The 25,770-nt window shown below is 64.9% G+C and carries 23 protein-coding genes, 2 tRNA genes and 1 pseudogene; 8 read left to right on the forward strand and 18 right to left on the reverse strand.

Annotation, left to right across the window (positions count from 1 at the left end):
- Positions 1-57: 57 nt before the first annotated feature.
- From ACRHIG_RS07905 to ACRHIG_RS07940, 8 genes are all read right to left on the reverse strand, one after another.
- Entirely contained in the window at positions 58-1,668 is a 1,611-nt protein-coding gene (locus ACRHIG_RS07905) for a histidine-type phosphatase (RefSeq protein ID WP_489629842.1), read from the reverse strand.
- Positions 1,669-1,748: 80 nt separating this feature from the next.
- Positions 1,749-3,071 carry an acid phosphatase gene (gene acpA / locus ACRHIG_RS07910; protein ID WP_489629843.1) on the reverse strand — a complete coding sequence of 441 codons (1,323 nt, stop codon included), beginning with the start codon at positions 3,069-3,071 and terminating at the stop codon, positions 1,749-1,751.
- A gap of 317 nt (positions 3,072-3,388) precedes the next feature.
- Positions 3,389-4,408 carry a LacI family DNA-binding transcriptional regulator gene (locus ACRHIG_RS07915; RefSeq protein ID WP_070310452.1) on the reverse strand — a complete coding sequence of 340 codons (1,020 nt, stop codon included), beginning with the start codon at positions 4,406-4,408 and terminating at the stop codon, positions 3,389-3,391.
- A gap of 161 nt (positions 4,409-4,569) precedes the next feature.
- On the reverse strand, positions 4,570-6,969 hold the full coding sequence (locus tag ACRHIG_RS07920) for a TonB-dependent siderophore receptor (RefSeq protein WP_489630768.1): 2,400 nt from the start codon (positions 6,967-6,969) through the stop codon (positions 4,570-4,572).
- A complete protein-coding gene (locus ACRHIG_RS07925; RefSeq protein WP_489629844.1) occupies positions 6,867-8,120 on the reverse strand; it encodes a FecR family protein in 1,254 nt (417 codons plus the stop codon). Before ACRHIG_RS07925 ends, ACRHIG_RS07920 begins: the two co-directional genes overlap by 103 nt.
- Complete coding sequence (locus tag ACRHIG_RS07930; protein ID WP_475417307.1) at positions 8,117-8,644, reverse strand: sigma-70 family RNA polymerase sigma factor; 528 nt, start codon at positions 8,642-8,644, stop codon at positions 8,117-8,119. The genes ACRHIG_RS07925 and ACRHIG_RS07930 overlap by 4 nt, the downstream gene beginning before the upstream one ends.
- A gap of 180 nt (positions 8,645-8,824) precedes the next feature.
- Positions 8,825-8,901, reverse strand: a tRNA-Met gene (locus ACRHIG_RS07935).
- A 59-nt stretch (positions 8,902-8,960) separates the two neighbouring features.
- Positions 8,961-9,037: transfer RNA gene (locus tag ACRHIG_RS07940), tRNA-Met, on the reverse strand.
- Between ACRHIG_RS07940 and ACRHIG_RS07945 the strand changes: the two genes are divergently transcribed.
- Positions 9,005-9,373, forward strand: coding sequence for a hypothetical protein (locus ACRHIG_RS07945; RefSeq protein ID WP_489629845.1), 369 nt, complete (start codon positions 9,005-9,007; stop codon positions 9,371-9,373). The genes ACRHIG_RS07940 and ACRHIG_RS07945 overlap by 33 nt on opposite strands.
- A 28-nt stretch (positions 9,374-9,401) precedes the next feature.
- Here the strand turns inward: ACRHIG_RS07945 and miaA are convergent, their stop codons facing one another.
- The 3 genes from miaA to ACRHIG_RS07960 form a co-directional block, all read right to left on the reverse strand.
- Entirely contained in the window at positions 9,402-10,349 is a 948-nt protein-coding gene (miaA, locus tag ACRHIG_RS07950) for a tRNA (adenosine(37)-N6)-dimethylallyltransferase MiaA (RefSeq protein ID WP_489629846.1), read from the reverse strand.
- A gap of 98 nt (positions 10,350-10,447) precedes the next feature.
- The gene (mutL, locus tag ACRHIG_RS07955) at positions 10,448-12,352 is read right to left on the reverse strand and encodes a DNA mismatch repair endonuclease MutL (protein WP_489629847.1); all 1,905 of its coding nucleotides are present in this window, start codon (positions 12,350-12,352) and stop codon (positions 10,448-10,450) included.
- 135 nt (positions 12,353-12,487) lie between these two features.
- Positions 12,488-13,426 (reverse strand): peptidylprolyl isomerase, encoded by a 939-nt coding sequence (locus ACRHIG_RS07960; protein ID WP_489629848.1) that lies wholly within the window; start codon positions 13,424-13,426, stop codon positions 12,488-12,490.
- Positions 13,427-13,674: 248 nt separating this feature from the next.
- On the opposite strand from ACRHIG_RS07960, the gene ACRHIG_RS07965 reads away from it, so the two are divergent.
- Positions 13,675-14,325, forward strand: a complete 651-nt coding sequence (locus ACRHIG_RS07965; protein WP_475417311.1) for a VTT domain-containing protein — start codon at positions 13,675-13,677, stop codon at positions 14,323-14,325.
- Between the two features lie 99 nt (positions 14,326-14,424).
- Here the strand turns inward: ACRHIG_RS07965 and ACRHIG_RS07970 are convergent, their stop codons facing one another.
- Positions 14,425-14,616: a hypothetical protein gene (locus tag ACRHIG_RS07970; RefSeq protein ID WP_240453691.1), complete on the reverse strand. Its 192-nt coding sequence runs from the start codon at positions 14,614-14,616 to the stop codon at positions 14,425-14,427.
- On the opposite strand from ACRHIG_RS07970, the gene ACRHIG_RS07975 reads away from it, so the two are divergent.
- Positions 14,615-15,514: a carbonic anhydrase gene (locus ACRHIG_RS07975; RefSeq protein WP_489629849.1), complete on the forward strand. Its 900-nt coding sequence runs from the start codon at positions 14,615-14,617 to the stop codon at positions 15,512-15,514. The two genes, ACRHIG_RS07970 and ACRHIG_RS07975, sit on opposite strands and share 2 nt — an antisense overlap.
- Here ACRHIG_RS07975 and ACRHIG_RS07980 read toward each other — a convergent pair.
- The 3 genes from ACRHIG_RS07980 to tsaE are packed head-to-tail and all read right to left on the reverse strand — an operon-like array spanning position 15,511 to position 18,211.
- On the reverse strand, positions 15,511-16,347 hold the full coding sequence (locus tag ACRHIG_RS07980; protein ID WP_489629850.1) for a D-hexose-6-phosphate mutarotase: 837 nt from the start codon (positions 16,345-16,347) through the stop codon (positions 15,511-15,513). The two genes, ACRHIG_RS07975 and ACRHIG_RS07980, sit on opposite strands and share 4 nt — an antisense overlap.
- Before the next feature lie 14 nt (positions 16,348-16,361).
- On the reverse strand, positions 16,362-17,759 hold the full coding sequence (locus ACRHIG_RS07985) for an N-acetylmuramoyl-L-alanine amidase (RefSeq protein WP_475417314.1): 1,398 nt from the start codon (positions 17,757-17,759) through the stop codon (positions 16,362-16,364).
- Positions 17,723-18,211, reverse strand: a complete 489-nt coding sequence (gene tsaE / locus ACRHIG_RS07990; RefSeq protein ID WP_070312279.1) for a tRNA (adenosine(37)-N6)-threonylcarbamoyltransferase complex ATPase subunit type 1 TsaE — start codon at positions 18,209-18,211, stop codon at positions 17,723-17,725. Before tsaE ends, ACRHIG_RS07985 begins: the two co-directional genes overlap by 37 nt.
- A gap of 78 nt (positions 18,212-18,289) precedes the next feature.
- Between tsaE and queG the strand changes: the two are divergent.
- A pseudogene (queG, locus tag ACRHIG_RS07995) lies at positions 18,290-19,380 on the forward strand (tRNA epoxyqueuosine(34) reductase QueG).
- Between the two features lie 7 nt (positions 19,381-19,387).
- Here queG and ACRHIG_RS08000 read toward each other — a convergent pair.
- Positions 19,388-19,765 carry a DUF3052 family protein gene (locus tag ACRHIG_RS08000; protein WP_489629851.1) on the reverse strand — a complete coding sequence of 126 codons (378 nt, stop codon included), beginning with the start codon at positions 19,763-19,765 and terminating at the stop codon, positions 19,388-19,390.
- Positions 19,766-19,878: 113 nt separating this feature from the next.
- On the opposite strand from ACRHIG_RS08000, the gene ACRHIG_RS08005 reads away from it, so the two are divergent.
- The 3 genes from ACRHIG_RS08005 to ACRHIG_RS08015 all read left to right on the forward strand — a co-directional run bounded on the left by ACRHIG_RS08005 (position 19,879) and on the right by ACRHIG_RS08015 (position 21,986).
- On the forward strand, positions 19,879-20,526 hold the full coding sequence (locus ACRHIG_RS08005) for a PadR family transcriptional regulator (RefSeq protein ID WP_489629852.1): 648 nt from the start codon (positions 19,879-19,881) through the stop codon (positions 20,524-20,526).
- Between the two features lie 22 nt (positions 20,527-20,548).
- Positions 20,549-21,376: a siderophore-interacting protein gene (locus ACRHIG_RS08010; protein WP_489629853.1), complete on the forward strand. Its 828-nt coding sequence runs from the start codon at positions 20,549-20,551 to the stop codon at positions 21,374-21,376.
- Positions 21,377-21,482: 106 nt separating this feature from the next.
- The gene (locus tag ACRHIG_RS08015; protein WP_489629854.1) at positions 21,483-21,986 is read left to right on the forward strand and encodes a hypothetical protein; all 504 of its coding nucleotides are present in this window, start codon (positions 21,483-21,485) and stop codon (positions 21,984-21,986) included.
- A 15-nt stretch (positions 21,987-22,001) separates the two neighbouring features.
- On the opposite strand, the gene ACRHIG_RS08020 is transcribed toward ACRHIG_RS08015, so the two are convergent.
- Entirely contained in the window at positions 22,002-22,586 is a 585-nt protein-coding gene (locus ACRHIG_RS08020; RefSeq protein ID WP_489629855.1) for a response regulator transcription factor, read from the reverse strand.
- 19 nt (positions 22,587-22,605) lie between these two features.
- On the reverse strand, positions 22,606-24,582 hold the full coding sequence (locus tag ACRHIG_RS08025; RefSeq protein WP_489629856.1) for a sensor histidine kinase: 1,977 nt from the start codon (positions 24,580-24,582) through the stop codon (positions 22,606-22,608).
- A 191-nt stretch (positions 24,583-24,773) separates the two neighbouring features.
- Between ACRHIG_RS08025 and ACRHIG_RS08030 the strand changes: the two genes are divergently transcribed.
- Positions 24,774-25,766, forward strand: coding sequence for a TRAP transporter substrate-binding protein (locus ACRHIG_RS08030; RefSeq protein WP_489630769.1), 993 nt, complete (start codon positions 24,774-24,776; stop codon positions 25,764-25,766).
- The last annotated feature ends 4 nt before the right edge of the window (positions 25,767-25,770 follow it).

A 25,770-nucleotide genomic window follows, 5' to 3' on the forward strand; every position in this document is an offset into this window, starting at 1 on the left:
GCATCAAACGCCAAACAGGCGGGCACGGCTGGGAGCCGGCCCGCCCACGCTTCCCGCTTACTGCGCCACGTGGCCGTAGCAGGTCTTCAGCTTTGCATACACATAGAAATGGCTGCCGGCCGCATAGCGGGCGCCATCGCAGGCGGCCTGGAAGTCGGTTTCCTTTTCGTTGTACAGCATTTTTACCAGCACATTGCCGCTGGCGTCGCGGTACACGTCCCACTGCATGTTGGCCGCCATCGGCGCCACGTACAGGCCGCGCCAGCTGCTGTTGTCATAGCTGTAGGTCTGCGCCGCCGGCAGCGCGCCGACGACGGTCTTCAGGCCCATGGCCGTGGCCAGCGGGATGATGGCTTCCGCGTGCGTGAAGCGCAGCTTGGCGCCGTGCGACAGGTCGCCGCGCGCGATGGCGTCCACTTCCGTGAAGAAGTCCTCGCGCAGCGCGCGCACGTAGTTCCAGGTGACGCCGGCGCTTTCCGTGGTGCCGGGACCCTTGTTGTAGAAATCCTGGTAATCCTGCACGAAGGCCTGGTACTTGGCCGCGTCCGACGGCATGTACTGCACGAAGTCGGCTTTGACCTCGTTCGTCATGCCGGCCATGATGGCGTACAGGTTGTACAGCACCGATGCGGCGTCGGCCAGTCCCTTGATGGTGGTGCCGCCGTCGCCGGTGACGGTGTTGGTGAATTTGCCGTCGTCGCTGGTGAAACTGTAGGTGCCCGTGTTGGCGAAGCGGTAGGTGCCGTTGTCGATCTTGTCGACGAAGGCCTTGGTGAACAGGCGTTCCAGCACTTCGCGCCCCAGGGTGCGCGCCGTGGCATCCGTGTCGATGGCCGAGTACTTGGCCAGGAAAGCCGGGCTTTCCAGGTAGGCCTGGTAAGCCTGGCTGTCCTGGTATGTCTGGTAGTAGCGGTCGAGGGCATCGGTGACCAGGTCCGTCTTCGGCACCAGCTTGTGCGCATACAGCAGGAAGCGGTTGGTGCCATTCGGCTGCGCCACGGGCTTGCCGGCCGGGTAGCCGGCCGGTGCGGGCGGCAGGGTAATCAGCGGCGCGACGTTTGGTGCCGTGGCGGCCAGCGACTGCGCAAAATACGCGGCGCTGTCCTTGGCGCGGTCCACGCCGGAACTGACGGTGATGATCTGGCGCGGTGCGCTGGCGGCGCTCGCGCCCAGTTGCGTGAACAGGGCGGGCAGGCGCGCCAGCATGCGCACGGCCAGCTGCTTGTGCTCATTGATGCCGGTCTGCGACAGGTTGCCGTAGCCGGGCGCCGTGATGCCGTCCACGCCGTAGCCGAGCAGCGCGTTGGCCTTCATCAGTTTCAGGATGTCGGCGCCCAGCTTTTGCCCCAGCGGCGTGAGCGCATCGTCGGCGGCGGCCCTTTGCCAGACGTTGTAGAAGGCGGCGTCGTACTTCATGCTCGACAGGCCGCGCGAGCCGTGGCGCGCCACCAGTTCGGTGAACACGGGCGCGTAGCCGGCCGGCGCCGCTTCATACGTGGCCGCGTCCTGCTGCGGCGTGTACGGCGTCTTGGTCTGGTAGTAGGTGGCGGGCGGCGGCGTCACCGGCGGCGTGACAGGTGGCGTTACCGGCGGCGTTGTCTCGCCGCCGCCACAGGCGGCCAGGGAGAGCATCAGGAGGGACAGGGGAAGATGGCGTGCGTGCAGCATGGCGTTTCCTTTGGATGTGAGTTGCCCGGGCGCGCCGCGCAGGACGGCGCACCCAGGGCAGACAGGCAGGATGGTGGAATTTAGAGCTTGAGGGCCTTGGCCAGGCTGTTGGCGCGCGCATCGCGCTCGCTCAATGGCGCCAGCCCATGGCGCTCCTCGATGAACTTCAGGATCGACACGGTTTCATATTCGGTATGGTCGATATGCCCGCCTTCGCTGAACGGCGAGATGACGAGGGCAGGGATGCGCGTGGCCGGGCCGAAGCGGTCGCCTTTGGGCGGCGCCACGTGGTCCCAGAATCCGCCGTTTTCATCGGTGGTGACGATGATGACGGTGTCCTTCCATTGCGGCCCTTCCATGATGGCGCTGATGATGGCCACGCCCTCGTCATCGCCGGCCGCCACGCTCGATTTATCCATCCCCGGATGCATGTTCTTCTTGCCCATGGGTTTGTAGAACGAGACGGGCGGCAGCTTGCCCGCCTGGACGTCGGCGAGCATGTCGGAGCGGTCCTTCAGGTGCGTGGCGCGCTGTTGCGCGCTGTCGATGAAGCGCTTGAAGTAGGTGAACGGCTGGTGGTGATACGAGAAATCGTCGGCCTTCTTGCCCGACTTGGTCGAGGCGACGGCGATGTCGTAACCGTCCGCATAATAGACCCACGAGATACCCTTGTCCGTCAGGCGGTCGCCGATGGTGGGCATGGTTTGCGGCGGCAGGAACGTCTGCTTCTTGGTCGGGTCGAACAGCAGCGGGCCCTGCATGGTGTTGACGGCGTAGCCGTCCTGCGTCACTTCCGCTTCCTCGCCCTTCTTGTGGCCTGTGCCGCGCTCATCCTGGGCGACGATGGACTTGGGCGCGTTCGGGAATACGGGCGTGCAGGCGCAGGTCAGCCACATGTGGTTAAGGAAGGAACCACCATAGGCGGACTGGAAGAAGCGGTCGGCCAGGGTGTAGCGCTGCGCCAGGGCCCACAGTTTGAGCTTGCTGCCGTCGAAATAGCCCATCGGCAGGGCGCCCGTATTGCCCTCGACGACGAAGCGGTCGTTCTTGCCGTCGTTGATCTGGCGCTTGTGCGTCCAGAACGCGTGCACGGGACTGGCCGTCTTGTCGCCCAGCGACACGCTCGGCTCCATGCGGAAGGGCGCGTTGGCGATCTCGCCCTTGAAGCGCTGGTCCAGGCCGCCCTTGTCGAGCGCCACGGCGGGCAGCATCGCATACGGCTTGCCGTCGGGACCGGTCTGCGTGGTGGTGTCCGGCGAGCGGCCATTGGCGATGCCGTCGGCGCCGGGGAAGGTGCCGAACAGGTGGTCGAAGCTGCGGTTTTCCATGTACACGACGACGATCTGGCCGATCTTCGCCAGCTTCGGATCGGCGGCGGCACTGGCAGCCGTATTGTGCTGCATGCCGGCGGGGTGGTGCAGGCCGCCAGGCCGATGGCCCCGGCGCCGAACAGGGCGATTCTTAGAACGTGGTTCAACATAACGGTCTCCTTGATACGCCTCCGTGGACGGGGCGTTTTTTTTAGTGGTGTGGCCAGAACAGGCTTTTTGAAGAAATTGCACACGTGTGCAGTACACGTGTGCAAACAGTAACCCGGATTTTTTTCGATGTCAACAAGTACAGGCGGGGGATGAAAAAGTGTGGGAAACGGGGAACGGCGCGCGCTGCGGGGCGGTGGGGGCGGGCAGACGGCGTTGCGCCATCTGCCGTATTGGATCGCTTAGCGCGTCGTGCCGCGCCGCACCAGGGTGACGGGGACTTCCTTCAGGCGGCCCGGCATGGCAAATTTTTCCATGCGCTCGACCAGGCTCTTGACGGCGCGGCGCGCCAGTTCGCCCGCATCCTGGCGGATGGTGGTCAGCTGGTAGGCGTCGAGCGCCGCCATGGGAATGTCGTCGAAGCCGATCACTTGCAATTGCGCCGGCACGTCGATACCGTACTTGCTGCGCGCCGCGTCGATGAAGCCGCAGGCGATCAGGTCGGTGGCGCAAAAGACGCCGTCGGGCAGCTTGCCCGAGGCGAGCAGGGCGTCGGCCGCTTCCTGGCCCGCCTGGTAGCCGATGGCGTCGGCCAGGTATTCGCCGGCCGTGCAGCGCTTTTTCGCCACGGCCGGCGCCAGGTGGTCGAGGAAGGCCTTGCCGCGCGCGATGCCGCTGAAACTGCTGGCGCGCGTATTGACGAAGGCCAGCCGTTTGGCGCCGCTGTCGAGCAGGGTGCTGGCCGCCAGTTCGCCGCCATGGCGGTTGTCGCTGTTGACCACGTCCACGCCTTTCAGGTCGCGCGCGCGGTTGATCATGGCCACGGGCACTTGCCGCTGCAGGTATTCCGTCGCCACGGCGGACGGCGGCGAGCCGGACGTCATGATGACGCCGGAAATCTTGTAGCTGAGGAGGATGCGCAGCAATTCGCTGAGGCGTTCGGGATCTTCGGCATTCATCAGCAGCGGCACCAGCGCATGTTCGCTCAGGCTGCGCGTGACTTCGCCCAGCAGGGCCACGCGGAACGGGTCCGTGAAGCCCGTGATGACGACGCCCACCAGGTTGCTCTGGCCCTGGTTCATGCTGCGCGCCAGGATGTTGACCTGGTAGCCCAGCGACTGCGCCGCTTCCATCACGCGGGCCCGCGTTTCGGGCGCCACGCTGGCGCCGGGCGTGAATGTGCGCGAGACGGCGGAGCGCGAGACGCCGGCCCGTTTGGCGACGTCCACCGAAGTGACCCAGGACTTGTCTTTTTGTTCCATTGACGGTGTAGATGAATGAGAGGCTGATGCACGATGCGGTGCGGCGCAATGCCGCGCCATCATCTTAGCCGAAAATCCCGGCCGCGGCGCGAACTGAATGCCGGTTGCACTATCAGTCACGCGGCGCGGCCGGCGTGCCGGCCCTCAGCTTTTCAATCGTCCTACCACTTCGGCGTGTACTTCAGGGTGAACTGCACATTGCGCGGGTCGCCATAATAGTTGTTCGACCCGGTAGTGTTGTAGGCCGGGATGATGTAGCGCTTGTCGAACAGATTGTTGACGTTGACCGACAGGGCCACTTGCGGCGTGGCTTGCCAGCCCAGGCGTGCATTCCAGATCGAGAAACCGGCAACCTTGAACGTGCGTTCGGTATCGACCGTATGGCTTTGCAGGCTGGTGCCGGCGCCCACGCTGAACTTGTCCCACGCGCCGGGCAGGGTATAGCTGGACCAAAGGCGCAGCATGTGCTTCGGCGTCCACGTGGAAAAGACCTGGCCCTTGTTGTCCGGATCATCGAGGTAGGTCGTCGTCGTGTAGGCATAGCCGGCCGACAGCTGCAGGCCGCGCGCCACTTCGCCCGACACTTCCGCTTCCAGGCCCTGGCTGCGCACCTTGCCCGAGGCGCGCGAGCAGTACCAGCCGTCGCAGGCGAAACCGGCAGCGTAGTCGGTGACGGCGCGGTCCTTGTGGTCATAGCGGAACACGGCCAGCGAAGTGTTGACCTTGCCATCCACCAGTTCCCCCTTGATGCCGCCTTCGTAGCTGCTGCCCGTGATCGGCTTGAGGGTGCGGCCCGCCACGTCGTGGTTCGTCTGCGGCTGGAACACGTCCGCATAGCTGGCATAGGCCGACCATTGCGGCGTCAAAGCATAGATCAGCCCTACCGATGGCGTGAACCTGGCCGTGGCGCGGGTGGCGTCGCGGTAGCCGTCCGGCGTGGCATACAGGAAGTCGTACCAGCTGAAGCGCCCGCCCAGCAGGGCTTTCAGCTTGCCCGTCAGCTGGCCGTTCCAGGTGGCGTACAGCCCTTTCTGGCGCATGTCGTAGGTGCTGTAGCTGCTCACGCCGCGCGCGGCGATGCTGTCGAAGTCCTGCCACGGGCGATGGTGCTTGATGTTGAAGATATCCGCGCCCGTTTCCCACGCGCGCGCATAGCGGTCGTTCGACGTCATGCTGACATAGCTGGCGCCGACGACGACTTCCTGCGCCATGCCCAGGCCGTCGAACTTGCCGCGCACGAAGGCGTCGATGCCGCGCTTGCGGTTGTCGAAATCGGTGGAAAAGTCGCCATAGCGCGCGCCGCTGCCGTCGGGTTTGATGGCGAAGGCCGTGCGCTGGTGCGTGGAGCTGGTGCTTTCATTCATGCCCAGCGCCGAGGCCTTCAGGCTCCATTGCGTATTGAAGTGGTGTTCCAGGTCCAGGTAGACGGTGCTCTGTTCCACCAGGCTGCGGTTCCAGTCGGCACCCGTGAAGGTGGAGCGCGGCAGCGGCAGTGCGCTGCCGTCAACGTAGCGGGGCAGGCCGATGAACGTGGGGCGGCCGTGGGCCTTCACATGGCTGGCGGCCAGGCCGACCGTGGTGGCGGGCGCCAGGTCGTAGTCGAGCGCCGCGTACAGGGTGCGGTTCTTGCTCCATACCTGGTCGATGAAGGAGTGGCTGTCGTCCTCGTCGACGATGGCGCGTCCGCGCAGGGTGCCTGCCGCGTTCAGGGGGCTGCTGATGTCGACCTGGGCGCCGTAGCGGTCCCAGGAGCCGGCGCGGCCCGTCAGCGTGATCGCGCGCGTGGCCAGCGGGCGCTTGCGCACGAGGTTGACGGAGCCGCCGGGACTGCCCGTGCCAACGAGCATGCTGGAAGCGCCGCGCAGCACTTCCATGCGGTCGTAGATCACCATGTTTTCCTGGCCCCAGTTACCCAGCGCATAGGTGTTGCGGTCGATCGGCACGCCGTCGTATTGCCACTGGTCGATCTGGAAGCCGCGCGCCGTGATGACCACGCCCGGGCCCACGCCATGCACTCCCACCACGCCGGTGACGTTGTTGACGGCTTCGCGCAAGTCCGTGATGCCCTGGTCGTCCAGGCGCTGGCGCGTCAGCACGCTGACCGATTGCGGGATGTCCTTCATCGATTGCTCGCCCTTGCCGAGGGTGATTCTGCGCGCCGTATAGGAGCCGCTGCCTTCCGTGGTGGCGCCTTGTTCGGCCTGGCCGACGATGGTAATCGAGGGCATGGTGCGCTCGGCCGCCGAGGCGGCATTGGCCGCCGCCGTGGGTGCGGACGCCGGCGCGGCCACCAGCACATAGCCGGTGGACGTCTTGCCGATGGCGTAGCCGCTGCCGCGCAGCAGCACGGCGAAACCGTCATCGATGGCGTAGCTGCCTTGCAGGCCCGCCGTCTGCAGCCCCTGCACCTTGGCCGCGTCGATGACGATGGATACGCCAGCCTGCTGCGCATAGCGGTTCAGGGCGCCGGCCAGCGGACCGGCGGGGATGGCGTAGCTGGCGACCGCCGGCGCGGCCTGGGCGGTGGCCTGGGCGTGCATGCCGGCGCCAGCGAGCAGCATGGCCGCCAGGGCCAGGGGGCGCAGATGCGTGCGCAGGGTGTTCGGGGATGAAACGGCAACGACTTGAGCGGACATGGTGACAGCCTTTTTTGATTGATCTCAGCTGCCTTGACGCACGAGATGCGCCAACACGAACCTGCGTGGCAAATTATTTTTGCGGTGCCAGTGCTTGGCGCGTCGACCATCACCAGGTAGCGCGTCAGCATGCGGATGCGCAGCTGGGGGAAATTGTCGATCAACAGCTGCAGCGCCTTGTCCGTGTCGTCCAGCGGCAGCACGGCCGCCACGCGGATGCCGGCGATCTGCGCGCGGTCGTAATGCAGCTGGCCGGGACGGTGGCGCGCCAGCTCGTCGAGCACCTCGGCCAATGGCTGGTCGTCGACCACCAGCTGGCGCGCGCGCCACGCCTGCTGCACGCTGGCCGCATCGATGGTTGTTAGCGGTCCCACGCCATCGCCCGTGATGCGCGCGCGCTGACCCGCCCGCACCACGACGGCAGGATGTTGCGGCACCTGCGCCGATACTGTCGATTCCAGCATGTTCAGGATGGTGGCGCCGTCTTCCCTGCGCACGCTAAAGCGCGTACCCAGCGCGCGGATCGCCGCCTGCCTGCTGTCGACGATGAAGGGGCGCTGTGCATCCTTGGCCACGTCGACGAGGATGTCGCCACGCACCAGCTCCACGTGCCGCTCGCCCGCAGCAAAGCGCACGTTGACGGCGCTGTCGCCGGCCAGGGTGATCCGGCTGCCGTCGGCCAGGATGTGCGACTGCCATTGCCCCGATGGGCTGCGCAGGTCGGCCAGCAGGTAGGCGGGGCGCTCGCTGGCCAGCATGGCGGTGCCGATGGCCAGCATGGCGACGGTGCCGGCGGCGGCCAGCTGGCGCAGGCGCTGGCGGGGACGATCGGGGGCGATGGCGGCCAGGGCGGCCCGCGCGGGGCGGTGGTCGCCGCCGGCCGGCTCGCGCACGGCGTGCAACTGGCGCAGCAGGTTTTCCATGCCGGCCGCTGCGTTCGCGTGCAGCGGATCGGCCGCCTTCCATGCGGCGAAGCCGGACCGCGCCTGTTCGCGCTCGGCCGGGTCGTCGGCGCTCAGGCGCACGATCCACTGCGCGGCCTGTTCGGCTGCCGCGTCGGTGCGCGCGCCCTTCATGCCGCCATGGCCGGGCAGGCGTGGCGGCAGGCCAGCAAGGCTTGCACCAGGTATTTTTGCACCATACGCGGGGAGACGTTCAGCTGCGCGGCGACGGCGGCCTGCGGCTGTTCTTCCAGATAATGCAGCAAGAAGGCGTCGCGCGCCCTGGCAGACAATCCGTCCAGCGCCGTGGCGATCTGCCCGAGCGCCTGCACGGCCATCAGGATCTCGTCCGGCGAGGGCGCGCCGGGCAGGCTGTCGGCCAGCAGGGCCAGTTCCGCCAGGTAGCTGCGCTCGAGTACTTGCCGGCGCGCGCGGTCGAGCAGCAAGCGCTTCGCCGTGGTGGACAGATAGGCGCGCGGTTCGCGCATGGCGAACAGGGCATCCCGCGAAGCGATGATGCGCACGAAGGTGTCTTGCGCCACGTCGGCCGCGCCATGCGGGCAGCTGAGTTTCTTGCGCAGCCAGCCCACTAGCCAGCCATGATGCTCGCTGTAGAGCGACTGCACTTGCTGTTGCAGGCTGGACTGGATGGCGGACATGGGGAATGAATAATATAAATGAGAATTATTCTCATTGTAAGCGGCAGAGGCGTCTCGCCACAATCCCCGATTGCATGCGGAGGGGGCGGGTGTTGCGCGCAGGCCGCATGCGCGTTAGCCGGAAATGAAAAAACCCGCCGCTGCACGGGGCAGGGCGGGTTCATCAATGCTGCAAATTCTTGGTGGTGATAGGTGGACTTGAACCACCGACCCCAGCATTATGAATGCTGTGCTCTAACCAACTGAGCTATATCACCAAACAGACCGGTCAGACCGGATGCTGGTTTTGACCAGGTGAAACCTGATCGATGTTCTTTGGTGGTGATAGGTGGACTTGAACCACCGACCCCAGCATTATGAATGCTGTGCTCTAACCAACTGAGCTATATCACCCAACAGCCGAGCATTATCCAGTCTTCCGATTTCCTTGTCAATGCTGGCGCAAAAAAATGTGCGGATTTTTCGTGGTGGATTGTTGTATGGCTATTTCAGCAACGCTTGAATCTGCGCCAGCATGGCTGCGGCCGGGTTGGCGCCCAGGCAATCGATGACGATGCGTTCCGGCATCGAGCGCAGCCTAAGTCGAGCCTAGCGCTTGGCCAGTTGTTGTGTGGCGACGCTTATGTCAGCAAAGGGACGATTTGTGCCAGCATGGCGCTGGCCGGATCAGCACCCAGGCAATCGACGACGACGCGTTCCGGCATCGAGCGCAGCCTAAGTCGAGCCTAGCGCTTGGCCAGTTGTTGTGTGGCGACGCTTATGTCAGCAAAGGGACGATTTGTGCCAGCATGGCGCTGGCCGGATCAGCGCCCAGGCAATCGACGACGATGCGTTCCGGCATCGAGCGCAGCCAGGTCAGCTGCCGCTTGGCCAGCTGGCGCGTGGCGATGATGCCCGTCTCGCGCAGGGCGGCGCGGTCGATGCGGCCATCGAGGTACTCCCAGGCCTGGCGGTAGCCCACGCAGCGCATCGAGGGCAGGCCAGGATGCAGGTCGCCACGGCGGCGCAGCTGTTCCACTTCATCGAGCAGGGCATCGTCTTTCAGCATCAGGTCGAAGCGCGTGGCGATGCGCGCATGCAGTACGGCGCGGTCGGACGGCTCCAGCGCGAACGATTGCAATTGAAATGGCAGCACGGTCTTTTCGCGGCGGGCCAGCAGGGCCGACATGGGTTGGCCGGACAAGGCGATGATTTCCAGCGCGCGGCCGATGCGCTGCGCGTCCTGCGGCGCCAGGCGCGCCGCCGTGAGCGGGTCCTGCCCGGCCAGGCGCGCATGCATGGCGGGCCAGCCGATGGCGGCCGCATCCTCTTCCAGTTGCGCGCGCAGGGCAGGATCGGCGCCCGGCAAGTCGTCGAGGCCGTCGGCCAGGCCCTTGAAGTACAGCATTGTGCCGCCGACGAGCAGCGGCAGCTTGCCGCGCGCGGAAATCTCGGCCACCAGGCGCAGCGTATCGTTGCGGAACTGGGCCACCGAATACGCATCGAGCGGGTCGATGATGTCGATCAGATGATGCGGTACCTGGGCCAGTTCTGCTTGCGAGGGCTTGGCCGTGCCGATATCCATGCCCCGGTAAACGAGGGCGGAATCGACGGAAATGATCTCGGACGGGATCGCTTGCGCGATGGCCAGCGCACTGGCCGTCTTGCCGCTGGCCGTGGGGCCCATGATGGCGACGGCCAGGGGGAGGTGTGGGGTGTTTTGCATGTTGACTCGTGTAAGGTGATGCGTAGGTCGGATGAGCGCAAGCGTAATCCGACGCGATGCCGCCGCTGCAGTGTCGGATTACGCTGCGCTAATCCGACCTACTGGCCGCGCAGGAATAGTTTATCGAGCGCGTTGATCTCGACCTGCACCCAGGTCGGGCGGCCATGGTTGCACTGGTCGGCGCGTTCCGTGCTCTCCATCTGGCGCAACAGGGCGTTCATTTCCTGCACCGATAAAATCCGGTTGGCGCGCACGGCCGTGTGGCAGGCCAGGGTGCCCAGCAATTCGTTCTGGCGTTCGATCAGCACGCGCGAGCCGCCGTATTCGCGCACGTCGCGCAGCACGTCGCGCGCGAGGGTTTGCGCGTCCGCGTTCTTGAGCAGGGTCGGCACGGAGCGCACGGCCAGGGTGGTGGGCGACAGGGCGGCGATGTCGAAGCCCAGCGCCTTCAAGGTGTCCTGGTTTTCATTCGCCGTCGACACTTCGATGGCGTCCGCGTAGAACGTCACGGGGATCAGCAAGGATTGTACCTGCATGTCCTGGCCGGAGACCTGCGCCTGCAGCGCGTTCTTCAGCTGTTCGTACAGGATGCGCTCGTGCGCCGCGTGCATGTCGACCAGCACCAGGCCCTTGGTATTCTGCGCCAGGATGTAGATGCCGTGCAGTTGGGCCAGGGCAAAGCCCAGCGGATATTCTTCGCGCGCCATCGCTTCGGGCGAGGCGATGTAGGGCTCCACCTGCGTGATCGGCGAGGATGCGCTGCCGCCGCCGAACAGGGCGCCGTAGGCCGCCGTGTCCTGGCCCACGCCTGGCGCCTCGGCAAAGAAGGGGCGGGCCGCGCCGGGCGAGGCGGGCGCGAAGGTATTCGTAAATTGCGCGCCGAACGAGGTCTGCGTCTGCTCGCGGCGCCAGATGCCTGGGCCGCCGTTAGCGGAGCCGGCGTCGCCGCCCAGGGTGGAAGCGGCCGGCAGCGGTGCCGGCACGCTGCCGAAGGCCGTGGCCGATGTCTGCGCCAGCGCGCGCTGCACTGCGTGGAAGACGAACTGGTGCACGGAGCGGCTGTCGCGGAAGCGCACTTCGATCTTCGACGGGTGCACGTTGACGTCGACCAGGGCCGGGTCGAGGTCGAGCGCCAGCACGTAGGACGGGAAGCGGTCGCCATGCAGCACGTCCTGATAGGCCATGCGCACGGCGTGCACCAGCAGCTTGTCGCGCACGAAGCGTCCGTTGACGTAAAAGAACTGGCCGTCGGCGCGCGCCTTCGATGCGGTCGGCAAGCCGGCAAAGCCGTGAATGCGCAGACTGCCGGCCGACTCGTCCAGCGCCAGGCGCGCTTCGGCGAAGTCGTTGCCCAGGATGTGGGCGCTGCGCTTGGCCAGTTCGCTGATATTCCACTGGTCGATGGTGCGGCCGTTGTGCGACAGCGAGAACGACACGTCGGGCCGCGCCAGCGCGATGCGGCGCACGACCTCGGCGCAGTGGCCGTATTCCGTCTGCTCGGATTTGAGGAATTTGCGCCGCGCGGGCGTGTTGAAATACAGATCCTGCACGTCGACCGTGGTGCCGTGCGCGCCTGACGACGGAGAGACGCTGCCATTGTGCGAGCCGACGATTTCCCACGCATGGGCCGCGTCGGCCGTGCGCGAGGTCACGGTGACGGCGGCCACCGAGGCGATCGAGGCCAGCGCCTCGCCCCGGAAGCCCAGGGTGCCCACGTTTTCCAGGTCGTGCAGCGATGCGATCTTCGAGGTGGCGTGGCGCGCCAGGGCCAGCGGCAGCTGGTCTTTGTCGATGCCGCGCCCGTTGTCGGTGATCGCGATGCGTTTCACGCCCCCTTCTTCCAGCCGCACCGTGATCTGCGTGGCGCCCGAGTCAAGCGCGTTTTCCAGCAGCTCCTTGACCACGGCCGACGGCCGCTCGACCACCTCGCCGGCGGCGATTTGCGAAATCAACTGGTCAGGCAGGGCCTGGATCGGGCGGTGGGGCGTGATGGGAGCGTTCATGCCCTGATTATAACGGGTTCGCAAGGGGAGGCACTGCTGTGCTGATGCCCGTCTTTGGGGTCAGACCCTCAACGCCGCTAACGCAAAGTTCAGCGCCAACGTACCCGGGGGTCTGACCCCAGCCTTGGTCCCTATTTACTTCGCCACCTCCCGCACCGGTATCGGCGCATTGCACAGGTCGACGTGGCCGGCCGTGACCTTGCTCCACGGGCCGCCGCGGTGGCGCTGGGCTTCCAGCACGGCCTGGTAGGCGGCGCTGTCGGTGCGCATCACTTCCAGATTTGCGCGCTGTGCGAACGGCACGCTGGCGGCCAGGCGGATGGACTTGATCGGCACGTTTTTCTCGGGGCTGTCGTAAAAGCCCATGGGCGCCGTGCCGCGTGGCAGGGTGGACAGCAAGGGCATGCCGGAGACGACCCTGCCGACGACCGTGATGTCGCGGTCCAGGTGGCGCGGCGACTGGCCGATGACGGCGTACAGCTCGGTGCCGCCGCCGCTGTCGCTGGCGCTGTCGCGGCCCACGCCCACGGTGGCATAGCAGTGCGTGAGCCAGGCCGTGCCCGTTTTTGGATCGCGCGCGGACGGGAAGCCGTTCGAATGGCCGACCTGTGGCGCATAGCCGTCGACGTCCGGCAGGCGGGTGAAGCTCTTGACGTTTGTTAAAGGTACCGTAAATTCGCCGGGCAGGGTGCGCTGGGCATGCTGGATGGGCTTGGGATTTTTCTCGTTCGGATCGCCCCATTGCGCCACCCAGTTGTCCTGCGCGCGCGTGATGGCCAGGCCGTCGTAATACTGTTCCGCCACCAGGGCCTTGATGTTGGCCACGTGCTTCGGCGCGAAGTCGGGCGCCAGTTCGATCACCACGCGGCCGGCGGGAATGTCCATATACAGTGTGTTGTCCGGGTCCAGCGCACGCCAGTCGGACGGCTTCGAGGCCTTGATCACGTCGGCCAGGGTCGCCTTGGCGGGCAGTTCGGCGGGCGCCTTGATCTGGACAGGGGCCGCGTGGGCCGTCAGATGTGCAAGGCCCAGTACGGTGGCCATGGTCAGGCCGCTCAATGGGTGTCGATACATGTTTTCTCCTGGTGGGCGCGGGTTGCGCCGTGCAGAAAGTGTATACCGGAATGGCAATATTTCGCTGTAAAAACATTGCAGATGGTAATCCTGGCAGTTGCCTGCCGAGACGGCGTTTCCTTAACCTTTACTTAAAATGCCACACGCGCAAGGGCGACGCATAATTAATCCTGAAATATCGGGCCGGGGACTGCCGTTGCGCTGGCCGGGTGGTGTATGATTCCGCCGCTACCTTTAGGGAAAAATATATGGATTTTGTGCAATTCCTCGACATGATCGTGCATGTCGACAAGACGCTGGGCCTCTTGATCGAGCAGTACGGTACCCTCGTGTATGCAGTGCTGTTTGCCATTATTTTTTGCGAGACAGGCCTCGTGGTATTGTTTTTCTTCCCTGGGGATACCTTATTGTTTATCGCCGGCGCGTTTTGCGCGACGGGACAGATGCACCTGGGCTTGCTGATCGCCTTGCTGGTGACGGCCGCCATCACGGGCAACACGCTCAATTACTGGATAGGCGAGGCCATCGGGCAAAGGGTGTTTACCCACGATTACCGCTGGATCAACAAGGATGCCATGCGCCGCACGCATGAATTCTTTGAAAAGCACGGCGGCAAGACCATCATCCTGGCCCGTTTCGTGCCGGTGGTGCGTACCTTCGCCCCGTTCGTGGCCGGCATTTCCGACATGACGCATGCGCGCTTCCAGATGTACAACGTGACGGGCGCCCTGTTGTGGGTGGTCGGTCTGGTGACGGCGGGCTACTTCTTCGGCAATATCCCGTGGATCCGCGATCACCTGACCTTGATCGTGCTGATCGGTGTCGGCGCCGCCGTGGTGCCGGTGGTACTGGGCGGTTTGTGGAAACTCTACAAGCGCATGGTCGGCAAGTCGGCGTAAGGCCGCATGGATCCGGGGCAGGCGCGCTGCGGCACAGCCCGCAGCCGGCCCCGGATCCCGTTTTTCTCTGCCTTGTTTCTGTTTTGCTCCCGCGCTGATTCAAGTTTTGTTGCTTTCCAGCCGTAAACCAGAGGGTATTCTCACTTTCTGGATTTCCATGCGACATTTGAGCGCCCTGTTAGCTTGCAGCCTTGCCGCGATGGCGGCCATGGCAAGCGCCAAAGATGCCCCCGCTTCGGCGAGCGCCGCCGCCTCCGCGCCGATGTCGGCGTCGGCGCGCGCGGCCGCCATGAAAACCCTGACCGAATCGGTGAAGGGCAAGGAGGCCAAGGCGCCTGTCGTCGTCGCGCCCACGGCGCGCGAGAAGGAAGAGGCGGCCGAAGTCGACCTGTCCGAACGCATCGCGGCGCGCCTGGCGGAAATGCGCGCCACCCAGGCGGCCCGCGCCGCCGCCCGCGCCAAGCGCGCCGCCGTGGTGAAGGCCGCGCCGCCGCCACCGCCGCCCGTGGCGCGCGGCACGCACTGGTCGTACGAGGGCGACAGCGGTCCGGCCAACTGGAGCAAGATCAATGTCGACTGGGCCAAGTGCGGTAATGGCAGCCGCCAGTCGCCGATCGATATCCGCGACGGCATGAAGGTGGAACTCGAGCAGATCAGCTTTGATTACCATCCGTCGTCGTTCAATGTGGTCGACAATGGCCACACGGTGCAGGTGGGCGTGAGCGGCGGTAATTACATCACGGTGCAGAACCGCATGTTCGAGCTGCAGCAATTCCATTTCCACCGGCCGTCCGAAGAGCGCATCAATGGCAAGGCATTCGAGATGGTGGTGCACCTGGTGCACCGCGACGCGGAAGGGCGGCAAGCCGTGCTGGCGCTGCTGCTGGAGCGGGGTGCGCCGCAAGCGACCATCCAGACCGTGTGGAACAACCTGCCGCTGGAAAAATTCGAGACCATGCAGCCGAGCATCCTGCTCGACCCGGCCGAGATGCTGCCGGCGCGGCGCGATTACTACACCTACATGGGATCGATGACGGAGCCGCCTTGCAGCGAAGGCGTGCTGTGGCTGGTGATGAAGCAGCCGGTGCAAGCCTCGCCGGCGCAGATGGCGCTGTTCAGCCGTTTGTATCCGTTGAATGCGCGTCCGGTTCAGCCCGGTAACGGTCGCATCATCAAGGAGTCGAATTAAATAAATTCAAGGCGCTGGCGGCCGGTCCATGCGGCGCCGGCGGCCAGCAGGTCGGGCTGGATCAGGGCCGGCTCGATGCAGATGAAGCGCTGGTATTCCTCGTCGGCCAGGTCGGGCAGGGCGGCCGCGTCTTGCGCGCCCGGGTTCCACACGACGGCGTCCGTAAAGCCCTGCTGCTCCAGGCGCAGGGTGGCGGTGCCCGCCTGCAGGGTCAGGGCGCCCGGCAGCTGGTAATAGATGCGGTCCAGCTTGTCCGAAAATTGCAGCACCTCTTCCGCCTGCAGGGCATCTTGCGGCGTCTCGTCCGAATAGCGCACGCGCTGCAGGCCGCCAATCCGTGCCTCGCTCAATTGATCGATCGCAAAATAGCTGTGCAGGGCGGCCGAGAACGGAAACGCCTGCTCGCCCGTGTTGTGCACGGACAGGTGCAGCTCCAGCGCCTGCGCCTTGACGGCCACGCGCAGGCGCAGGGTGAAGGCCCAGGGCCAGCTGGCGGCGATCGCCTCCGGCAGGTCCGTGTGCTGCAAGGTAAATTCCGCATGGGCGTCGCCATCGGCGTCGCCCGTCGATTCCAGCTGCCACGTCGCCACGCGCGCAAAGCCGTGGCGCATGCCCGTGCCGCGCGCGCCGAACTGGGGGAAGATCACGGGCACGCCGCCACGGATGGCGCGGCTGCCGTCGAGGGCCGAATCGCGGCTGCAGAACAGGCGCTCCCGGCCATCGCTGGTTTGCCACGAGACCAGGTGGCCGCCGTACAGGGTGACGGTGGCCTGCGCGCCATCGGCGGCGCGGATGGTCACGGCCGGCAGCTGGCCAAAGGTACTCTTGCTCATGCTAGGCTTTCATGTCAGGTCAAACGGCTTTTCGCCAGCGGCGGATTCTTGGCAAAGTAATTCTTGATGCCCGTGACGATGGCGTCGGCCATCTGGTCCTGGTAGCCGTTGTCGGTCAGCTTGGCTTCTTCCTCCGGATTCGAGATGAAGGCCGTCTCGATCAGGATGGAGGGGATGTCGGGGGCTTTCAGCACGGCGAAGCCGGCCTGCTCGACGGAACCCTTGTGCAGGCGGTTGATGCCGCCGATTTCGCGCAGCACGGCCTTGCCCAGCTTCATGCTGTCATTGATCTGCGCCGTCGTCGACAGGTCGAGCAGCACGCTGGCCAGCTGCTTGTCGTGGTTCTTCACGTTTACGCCGCCGATCAGGTCGGCCTGGTTTTCCTTGTTGGCCAGCCAGCGCGCGGCCGTCGAGGTGGCGCCTTTTTCGGACAGCACGAAGACGGACGAGCCGCGCGCCGTCGGCTGGATGAAGGCGTCGGCGTGGATCGAGACGAACAGGTCGGCCTGCACCTTGCGCGCCTTTTCCACGCGCATGCCCAGCGGGACGAAGAAGTCGGCGTCGCGCGTGAGCATGACGCGCATGTTCGGCTGCAATTCCAGCTTGGTCTTGAGACGCTTGGCGATGGCCAGCACCACGTCCTTTTCGCGGCTGCCCCGGCTGCCCATGGCGCCTGGGTCTTCGCCGCCGTGGCCCGGATCGAGGGCGATGGTAATCATGCGCACCACTTTCTGGCCCGGCAGGGGGCGTGCTTCGGGGCGCTGTTCCGGACGCAGTTCGGGCACCGGCGGCACGATCGGCGTTACCGGCGTGACGGCGGCCACGGGCGGCTTGCCGCTCTCGGGCAGCGGCAGCGCGGGCGGCGGCGTATGCGTGTCGGCCATGGGCGGCTTGGCCGGGTCGCTCGACCAGTCGCCCTTTTCGATCATCTGCGCGATCAGGTCCGGCTCGCGCACGGGATACAGGTCGAAGATCAGACGGTGGTTGTAGGAGCCGGCCGGCGGCAGGGTAAACAGCTGTGGCGTGACTTCCTCTTTCAGGTCGAACACCAGGCGCACGACGTTGGGCCGGTTCTGGCCCACGCGCACCTGCTTGATGTACGGGTCGTTCGACTGGATCTTCGCCACCAGGCCCTTCAAGGTGGGATTGAGTTCCAGCCCTTCGATGTCGACCACCAGCCGTTCCGGATCCTTGACGATGAAGTGGGTCGCCTTGAGGATGCTGTCGTTTTCCAGGGTGACGCGCGTGTAGTCCTCGGCCGGCCAGACGCGCACGGCGAGAATTTGCGCCGCCATCGCCGACATCGGCGCGAACACGGACAACAGCAGGGTGCCGCCGGCCTTGAGCACCGTGCGCCGGGTGATGGGCGAGGAGATCAAAGGTTCGGGGCGAATTTGAGACGGTGAAGGCATGACAGACCCAATTCAGAAGACGCTTGCAATTCTACATCACGTCCTGTACCCGCAACGTTCAAATAAATATTCAGGTCGGCCGGCGGCAGCACCGGTTCGGCTTTCTCCGGCCATTCGACGATGCAGATATTGCGGCCGTCGAAGTCTTCGCGGAAGCCCGCGTCGAGGAATTCCTCGGCACTGCCCATGCGGTACAGGTCGAAGTGGATGACGTTGACGCTCTGGCCGTCGAGCCGCACCGTGTACGGTTCGGACAAGGTGTAGGTGGGGCTTTTGACGTGGCCCGCGTGGCCGGCCGCGTGCAGCAGGGCGCGCGTGAGGGCCGTCTTGCCGGCGCCCAGGTCGCCGTGCAGGTAGATCGCCAGACCCGGCGCCAGCGCGCGCGCCAGCGCGGCGCCCAGCGCGGCGGTGCCGGCTTCGTCGTGGAGGTGGGCTGTGAAGTGTTCGGTCATTATCTTCCGTATCGCATAAAATGGAGGCTGCTGTCATTGTAACCGCCCGCGCGCCTGCCGTTTTCCGTAAAGTCCCCTATGTCCGCCACCGTCACCGATCTCGCCGTCCTGGCGCGCACCATCAAGGAATGGGGGCGCGAGCTGGGTTTTGCCGAGGTGCGCATCGCCGACGTGGACCTGTCGCACATGGAAGCGCCCTTGCAGGCGTGGCTCGATGCAGGGTATCACGGCGAAATGGATTACATGGCCAGCCACGGCATGAAGCGCGCGCGCCCGGCCGAGCTGGTGCCAGGCACGGTGCGCGCCATCAGCGCCCGCATGAACTACCTTCCGCCGGCGCTGGGGCCGGACTGGCGCGCGCACGAGGCGGCGCGCGACGCCGACCCTGCGGCGGCCGTGATCTCCGTGTATGCGCGTGGCCGCGACTATCACAAGGTGATGCGTTCGCGCCTGCAGCAGCTGGCCGAGCGCATCAAGGGCGAGATCGGCGACTTCGGCTACCGCGTCTTCAGCGATTCGGCGCCCGTGATGGAAGTCGAGCTGGCGCAAAAGGGCGGCCTGGGCTGGCGCGGCAAGCATACCTTGCTGATCAACCGCCAGGGCGGTTCCTTCTTTTCCTCGGCGAGATCCTCATCGACGTGCCGCTGCCCGTCGACCCGCCGGAGACCCCGCACTGCGGCCAGTGCTCCGCGTGCATCACGGTGTGCCCGACGCAAGCCATCCTGGGGCCGTACCAGCTCGACGCGCGGCGCTGCATCTCCTACCTGACGATCGAGCTGAAAGGCGCCATTCCCGTCGAGATGCGTCCCCTGATCGGCAACAAGGTGTACGGCTGCGACGATTGCCAGACCGTCTGCCCGTGGAACAAGTTCGCCCAGCGCGCCGTCGTGCCCGATTTCGACGAGCGCCACAGCCTGGGCAGCGCCGGCATGGTGGAGCTGTTCGCCTGGACGGAAGAGGAATTCAACCGCCGCATGGAAGGCAGCGCCATCCGCCGCATCGGCCACGAACGCTGGCTGCGCAACCTGGCCGTCGGCATGGGCAACGCGGCCGCCAAGGCCCGGGGCCAGGCCGACATCGTCGCGGCCCTGCTGTCGCGCCGCGAGCACCCGTCGGCCATCGTGCGCGAACACGTCGAATGGGCGCTGGCGCTGCACGGCATCGATTAGCGCCGGTTTACGCCTGCTTCAGGCGCAGCGCCGACCAGTCGGCGTCGATGGCGACCATCGCCACGCTATCGAGTCCCATTGTTTGCGCAAAACTGCGGAGATCGTCGCGGTGGATGTCGCTGCCCGCTTGTATGCCACCCTTGCGGTAGGCTACCCAGACCGCGCCGCCGGGCGCCAGGCGCGCCTGCGCCGCCGGCAGGAACTGCTCCAGTTCCGCGCGGCTGCGCGCGAACAGCAATATCCAGTCGGCGTTCTCTCCTTCGCTCACCCGCCGTTCGGCCGGCAACTGCGCCAGCAGGGCGGCATGCTCGCCGCCGTCATTGAGCACGGCCAGGGCCCTGGCATTTTTCACATACATTTTTTCAGCGACGGTTTTTTCAGGCATGGCATGGACGTGTAGATTGCGGAAAGACGAGCATAACAAATTTCTCCTTGACTTATCGATATATCGTTATAAAATGGCGATACCTACTAACGATATATCTTTAAAGAGAAAACATGAGAAACTCACACCACGCAGAACACGGCCATTGCGGCCAACATCACCATCACCATCACGGCGGGCATCGCCACGAACACAACCCTGATTACTTCATGCACGGCCGCGGCCCGCGCGGCTTCGACGAGCGCGGCGACGGCATGGGCCATGGCGGCCCCGGTGGCCGGGGCGGACGCGGCGAACGGGCCGAGCGCGTCTTCGGCCGCGGCGACCTGCCGCTGATCGTGCTGGCGCTGATCGAGATCAGCCCCCGCCACGGCTATGAAATCATCAAGGCCATCGAAGAGCGTTGCGGCGGCGCCTACGCCCCCAGCCCCGGTGCCGTGTATCCGACCTTGACCTTGCTGGAAGAGCAGGACCATGTGACGTCCTCCGAAAGCGCCAGCGGCAAGAAGCTCTATACGATCACGGACCTGGGCCGCGCGTATCTCGACGAAAACCGCGCCCAGGTGGACGGCATCCTGGCCCGCCTCGACATGTTTGCCCGCGTCCAGGCGCGCAACGCCTTGCCCGAGCGCGTGCGCCAGGCCATGCACACCCTCAAGCATGCGCTGTTGCTGAACAAGACCAGCTGGAGCGAGGCGGAAGCCGAGCGTGTCTCCGCCGTGCTGGAACAGGCGGCGAACGCCATCGTCGACGGCCACTGAGCCCACTTTACAAGGACAAGCAATGACTACTGCCTCACCTGCAACACCACGCCCGCACGCCATCGAACGCGTGCGGCATGACTTGAAGCTGCGCGTACTTACCGTCGTGCGCACCGAGCAGCTGACGCCGCACATGCGCCGCATCACGCTGGCCGGCGGCGACCTGGAAGGCTTTGTCTCGCCGGCGCACGACGATCACGTGAAACTGTTCTTCCCCGCGCCGGGGCAGACCACGCCCGTGTTCCCTGTGCTGGGGAATGGGCCGAATCCCATCCAGTACGCGGAAGGCGCGCGTCCCATCGCCCGCAATTACACGCCGCGCCGCTACGACGCCGCGCGGCGCGAGCTGGACATCGACTTCGTGCTGCATGGCGACGGGCCTGCATCGTTGTGGGCGGCGCAAGCGGCGCCCGGCCAGACCCTGGGCGTGGGCGGCCCGCGCGGTTCCATGCTGGTGCCGCTCGACTTCGACTGGTATGTGCTGGTGGGCGACCAGACGGCCTTGCCGGCCATCGCCCGCCGCTTGGAGCAGCTGCCGGCCACGGCGCGGGCGATTGCCGTGATCGAGATCGTCGAAGACGGCGAGCAGATCGCGCTCGATTGCGCGGCGCAGCTGGACCTGCGCTGGGTGGCGCGCAATGGCCGCCAAGGGCCGCTGTTGCTCGACGCCTTGCGCCAGATCGCGCTGCCGTCAGAGGGCGACGGCTACGTGTGGGTGGCGTGCGAGCACGCGCAGGTGCAGGGCTTGCGCGGGCACTTTATCGACGCCGGCGTGCCGAAGCAGCATCTGCATGTGGCCAGTTACTGGAAGCATGGGGCGGCGGAGCATCATGAACATCACGACGAGTAATCATTATGAGTCGATGGCCAGCCGCGTAAAGAAGATGATTGTCTGGTTTTTAACTTTCCAATTGCATATAATTATTTTTTATGGAAATAATATCTAGGAGGAAATGTTGAAATTACTGTCTTTGAGCGTGCTGGCTGCTGTGCTGATGGGATGCTCGACTCCGCGTCCGCCTGTTGTCATGCCAGAATTCCAGCAAGCGGAATATGACGCCTTGAGTAAAACCGGCAGCGGTGGTATCAAGGGCCAGGCTTTCATGAAAACCAAAGGTGGGGAGTTCAAGAAAGCTGGTGGTGAAAAAGTCACTTTGCGTCCGAAGACGGAATATGCGCGCAAGCTGGCGATGCTGCCGGCATCGCTGTACAAACGCCAGGTCGTCGGCACCGTCAGTCCGAAGATCCGTGACTATGACCGTACCACCATGGCCGACAGCGATGGCAGGTTCGAATTCACGGACGTACCCGATGGCACCTATTACGTCACCACCAACGTGAGCTGGTCCGTGTTTTATCCAGGCGCATTTACTCCCATTGAAAGCAAACAGGGCGGCACGCTGACGACGGAAGTGATCGTCGCAGACGGCAAGGTGTCCAATGTCATGCTGACGCGTTAAGCGACCGCGTTACGTTTACTTCAACAACCCCGCCAGCTCCACCGCCGTCTTGACTTGCATCTTGTCGAAGATATGCGCGCGGTGGACTTCCACGGTGCGCATGCTGATGCCCAGCTTGTCGGCCACCACCTTGTTCATCTTGCCCGCCAAAATCAGGTCCAGCACTTCGCGTTCGCGCGTCGACAGGGTGGCCAGGCGCGCGTGCACGGCGGCCAGTTCCCCGGCCTGGCGCGAGTTGGCCAGGCCTTGCTGCACGCGGTCCATCAGGTCGTTGTCGTTGAACGGCTTTTCAAAGAAATCGAAGGCGCCCCGTTTCAAACTGTCGACGGCCATCGGCACATCGCCGTGACCGGTGAGGAAGATCACGGGCAGGCGCGCCGTCAGGTCGCGCTTGACCAGCTGGTCGAACATGGCGATGCCGTTCATGTCGGGCATGCGCACGTCGAGCAGCACGCAGTCGCCGGCGGCGTCGAAGCCGCCGTCGAGGCCATCGAGGAATTGCTGGGCGCTGGCGTAGCTGCGCGCCTCGATGCTGCGCGAGGCGGCCAGCCAGGAGAGGGAGTCGCGCACGACTTCTTCATCGTCGATAATGTGTAGCATGGTGTCTCCGGCTTGTCGGTTATTCGTTATTGCTTGGTGCGGCGCGCGGCGCGGCCGGCACGCTGAAGGTAAAGATGGTACCGCCAGCGGGGTTGGCGCCGAAGGTCAGCGCGCCGCCGTGAAATTCGATGGCGGTGCGGCAGATGTTCAGGCCCATGCCCATGCCTTCGGACTTGGTCGAGAAAAACGGTGAAAACAGCCGCTCGGCCACGTCCTGCGCAATGCCGTGGCCATGGTCGATCACGTCCACCGTCACCATGCCCTGCTGCGCGTCGTGGCTGGCCCGCAGGCGCATGATACGCCGTCCCGGCGCCGCATCCTGCATCGCCTCGATGGCGTTGCGCGTCAGGTTCAGCAGCACTTGCTCGATCATCACGGGGTCGGCGCGCAGCAGCGGCAGGTCCGGCGGCAGTTCTTCCTGGATGGTGACATAGTATTTGCGCGCCTGCAGGTCGATCAGCGCGCGGATGCCGTCGATCAGGGTGCGGATGGCGATATCCTGGCGCTGCGGTTCGCTTTTGCGTACGAAATCGTGCACGCTGCGGATGATCTGGCCGGCCCGCTGCGCCTGCGCGCTGGCCTGTTCCAGCGCCGGTTTCAGGGTGCCCGGATCGACGGGGGCGTCATGCTCGATGGCGCGGCGGATCAAATTCAAGGCCCCTGTCGTGTAGCTGGAAATGGCCGCCAGCGGCTGGTTCAATTCATGCGCCAGCATCGACGCCAGCTCGCCCATGGTGGCCAGGCGCGAGCTCGTTTGCAGTTTTTCCTGCTGCTGACGGTTGAGTTCCTCGACGCGCTTGCGGTCCGAGATGTCGAGCACGGAGCCCATCCAGCCCGTCTGCTGGCCATTCTTGTCCACCAGCGGCGCCTCGAAGATCAGCACGGGCACGCGCGTGCCGTCCGGGCGCTGGAAATAGGTTTCGAACTGCGGCGTGGGATTGCCGGCCAGGGCCTTGACGAAGCGCTGCTGGTATTCCTCCAGCGCCTCGGGCACCCAGTAGGGCATGGGCGGCAGGCGTCCCAGGATTTCCTCGGGCGGATAGCCGACGATCTGGCAAAACGCGGGATTCACGTACGTGACGCGGCCTTCCAGGTCGCGCGCGCGCATGCCCGTCACCAGCGAGTTTTCCATCGCCGTGCGAAACAGCATCTGCTGGCGCAGCGCGCCTTCAGCCACCAGGCGGCGCGAAATATGGCGCCACAGGGCCAGCAAGCTCCACAGCAAACCCAGCGACAGGGCGATGACGGAGCCGACCAGCAGATTGGGCAGCAGCTTGGGCTGGCTTTTCACGCTGTCGGTAAACAGGGTGATGGTGGCGCCGGGCACGTCGAGCGCGCGCTTGTGCGTGTACACGCCGTGGCCGGGACCGGCGGCAGCGCGCCGCGCCAGCACCTTGTCATCGCGGTCGATCAGCGAAATCTGGTTATCCTGGGCGAACCACCACGGCACCATTTCATCGAGCAGGCTGCTGATCTGATAGGTGGCCACCAGGCTGCCGACATAGCGCTGGCCATCGAACAGGGGCTGGTGGTAATCCATCAGCATGGCACCGGGCGGCGCGTCGGGAAAGCCCGTCTGCTGCGAAGGCTGGGCGTATTGGCCCCGGTGCAGGCGGCGCGCATTGTCGGCCGCCGTCAGCGAGGCGGGAGAAAACGCCAGGGCGTGCGGCGGATTGCTGTCGCTGGTGGCCAGCACCTTGCCGCTCGTGTCGAGCCACAGCACGCGCTGCAGTTCACGGCCATTGCGCAGCATCTGCTGCAGCCGTTCGTGCACTTTTTCCGCCGACAGGGAGCCGCTGGCGATGTCCACGCCCAGGTTAAACAGGCTTTCCTCGTTGCGCGCCAGCTGGAAACGGATGGTCTGCTCGACCCACAGCGTGTCGGCGATCAGCTGCTCCTGGCGCTCGTTGCTTTCCATCTGGCGCGCCTGCCAAGGCAGCCAGAACAGGACGGAGAGGAACAGCAGCAGCAGGATGACGGGCAGCAGCCAGCGCATCGGACTCGATAGCTTGAAGCGGCGCGCAAGGGTGGGGGAGTCGGCATGGCTGGCAGGGTAGCGGCTTATCGGGAACCGGCTATTGTGGTTAACCACAATAGCCGAGGCAGTTTCTTTGGCACAATATCCAAGTAGACAAATAATAAAGTTTTTTAAACACCATTCAGGAGACAAAAATGCAACTGCCACCAATGAAAACCCTGTTCGTCGCGCTGTGCGCAGCCATCGGCGCCACCGCCGGCGTGCACGCTTACGCGCAGGCGCCCATCGTCATCAAGTTCAGCCACGTCGTGGCCACGGACACGCCGAAAGGCCAGGCCGCCGAACGCTTCAAGCAACTGGCTGAAAAAGCCACGAATGGCAAGGTCAAGGTCGAACTGTACCCGAACAGCCAGCTGTACAAGGACAAGGAAGAACTCGAAGCACTGCAGCTGGGCGCCGTGCAGATGCTGGCGCCTTCGCTGGCCAAGTTCGGTCCGCTGGGCGTGAAGGAATTCGAAGCGTTCGACCTGCCCTACATCTTCCCCACCAAGACGGCGCTGTACAACGTCACCGAAGGCGAAATCGGCAAGAGCCTGCTGAAAAAGCTGGAACCCAAGGGTATCACGGGCCTGGCATACTGGGACAACGGCTTCAAGGTGATGTCGGCCAACAAGCCGCTGCACACGCCGGCCGATTTCAAGGGCCTGAAAATGCGCATCCAGTCGTCCAAGGTGCTCGATGCGCAGATGCGCGCGCTGGGCGCCAACCCGCAGGTGCTGGCCTTCTCGGAAGTGTATCAGGCGCTGCAGACGGGCGTGGTCGACGGCACGGAAAATCCGCCATCGAATATGTACACGCAAAAGATGCATGAAGTGCAAAAGCACGTGACCGTGTCCAACCACGGTTACCTGGGCTATGCCGTCATCGTCAACAAGAAATTCTGGGATGGCTTGCCGCCCGATATCCGCGCCCAGCTGGAAAAAGCCATGCGCGAGGCGACCACGTTTGAAAAAGCCATCGCCCAGCGCGACAACGACCAGGCCCTCGACGCCATCAAGAAAGCGGGCAAGACGCAGATCTACACGCTGACGGTGCAGGAACAGGCCGAATGGCGCAAGGCGCTGGCGCCCGTGCAGAAGGCCATGGAAGGGCGCATCGGCAAGGATCTGATCTCGGCCATCAACAAGGAAAGCGCGAAGTAAGCAG

This window comes from Janthinobacterium sp. C22 (assembly GCF_057919405.1).

What these genes read in the sequence shown, in the direction of transcription:
- ACRHIG_RS07945 (WP_489629845.1), top strand. Translation starts at nt 9,005, where the DNA reads ATGCTGTGCTCTAACCAACTGAGCTATATCACCCAACAGCCGAGCATT.
- ACRHIG_RS07970 (WP_240453691.1), bottom strand. Translation starts at nt 14,616, where the DNA reads ATGGCGGCCGCGCGCGCCGACGCCGACATCGGCGCGGAGGCGGCGGCG.
- acpA (WP_489629843.1), bottom strand. Translation starts at nt 3,071, where the DNA reads ATGCAGCACAATACGGCTGCCAGTGCCGCCGCCGATCCGAAGCTGGCG.
- ACRHIG_RS08025 (WP_489629856.1), bottom strand. Translation starts at nt 24,582, where the DNA reads ATGCGCTGGCTGCTGCCCGTCATCCTGCTGCTGCTGTTCCTCTCCGTC.
- ACRHIG_RS07930 (WP_475417307.1), bottom strand. Translation starts at nt 8,644, where the DNA reads ATGTCCGCCATCCAGTCCAGCCTGCAACAGCAAGTGCAGTCGCTCTAC.
- ACRHIG_RS08020 (WP_489629855.1), bottom strand. Translation starts at nt 22,586, where the DNA reads ATGCTACACATTATCGACGATGAAGAAGTCGTGCGCGACTCCCTCTCC.
- ACRHIG_RS07920 (WP_489630768.1), bottom strand. Translation starts at nt 6,969, where the DNA reads ATGCTGCTCGCTGGCGCCGGCATGCACGCCCAGGCCACCGCCCAGGCC.
- mutL (WP_489629847.1), bottom strand. Translation starts at nt 12,352, where the DNA reads ATGAACGCTCCCATCACGCCCCACCGCCCGATCCAGGCCCTGCCTGAC.
- ACRHIG_RS07975 (WP_489629849.1), top strand. Translation starts at nt 14,615, where the DNA reads ATGAAAACCCTGACCGAATCGGTGAAGGGCAAGGAGGCCAAGGCGCCT.
- ACRHIG_RS07965 (WP_475417311.1), top strand. Translation starts at nt 13,675, where the DNA reads ATGGATTTTGTGCAATTCCTCGACATGATCGTGCATGTCGACAAGACG.
- ACRHIG_RS08030 (WP_489630769.1), top strand. Translation starts at nt 24,774, where the DNA reads ATGAAAACCCTGTTCGTCGCGCTGTGCGCAGCCATCGGCGCCACCGCC.
- ACRHIG_RS08000 (WP_489629851.1), bottom strand. Translation starts at nt 19,765, where the DNA reads ATGCCTGAAAAAACCGTCGCTGAAAAAATGTATGTGAAAAATGCCAGG.
- ACRHIG_RS07985 (WP_475417314.1), bottom strand. Translation starts at nt 17,759, where the DNA reads ATGCCTTCACCGTCTCAAATTCGCCCCGAACCTTTGATCTCCTCGCCC.
- ACRHIG_RS08010 (WP_489629853.1), top strand. Translation starts at nt 20,549, where the DNA reads ATGACTACTGCCTCACCTGCAACACCACGCCCGCACGCCATCGAACGC.
- ACRHIG_RS07960 (WP_489629848.1), bottom strand. Translation starts at nt 13,426, where the DNA reads ATGTATCGACACCCATTGAGCGGCCTGACCATGGCCACCGTACTGGGC.
- ACRHIG_RS07905 (WP_489629842.1), bottom strand. Translation starts at nt 1,668, where the DNA reads ATGCTGCACGCACGCCATCTTCCCCTGTCCCTCCTGATGCTCTCCCTG.
- ACRHIG_RS07925 (WP_489629844.1), bottom strand. Translation starts at nt 8,120, where the DNA reads ATGAAGGGCGCGCGCACCGACGCGGCAGCCGAACAGGCCGCGCAGTGG.
- ACRHIG_RS07980 (WP_489629850.1), bottom strand. Translation starts at nt 16,347, where the DNA reads ATGAGCAAGAGTACCTTTGGCCAGCTGCCGGCCGTGACCATCCGCGCC.
- miaA (WP_489629846.1), bottom strand. Translation starts at nt 10,349, where the DNA reads ATGCAAAACACCCCACACCTCCCCCTGGCCGTCGCCATCATGGGCCCC.
- ACRHIG_RS07915 (WP_070310452.1), bottom strand. Translation starts at nt 4,408, where the DNA reads ATGGAACAAAAAGACAAGTCCTGGGTCACTTCGGTGGACGTCGCCAAA.
- ACRHIG_RS08005 (WP_489629852.1), top strand. Translation starts at nt 19,879, where the DNA reads ATGAGAAACTCACACCACGCAGAACACGGCCATTGCGGCCAACATCAC.
- tsaE (WP_070312279.1), bottom strand. Translation starts at nt 18,211, where the DNA reads ATGACCGAACACTTCACAGCCCACCTCCACGACGAAGCCGGCACCGCC.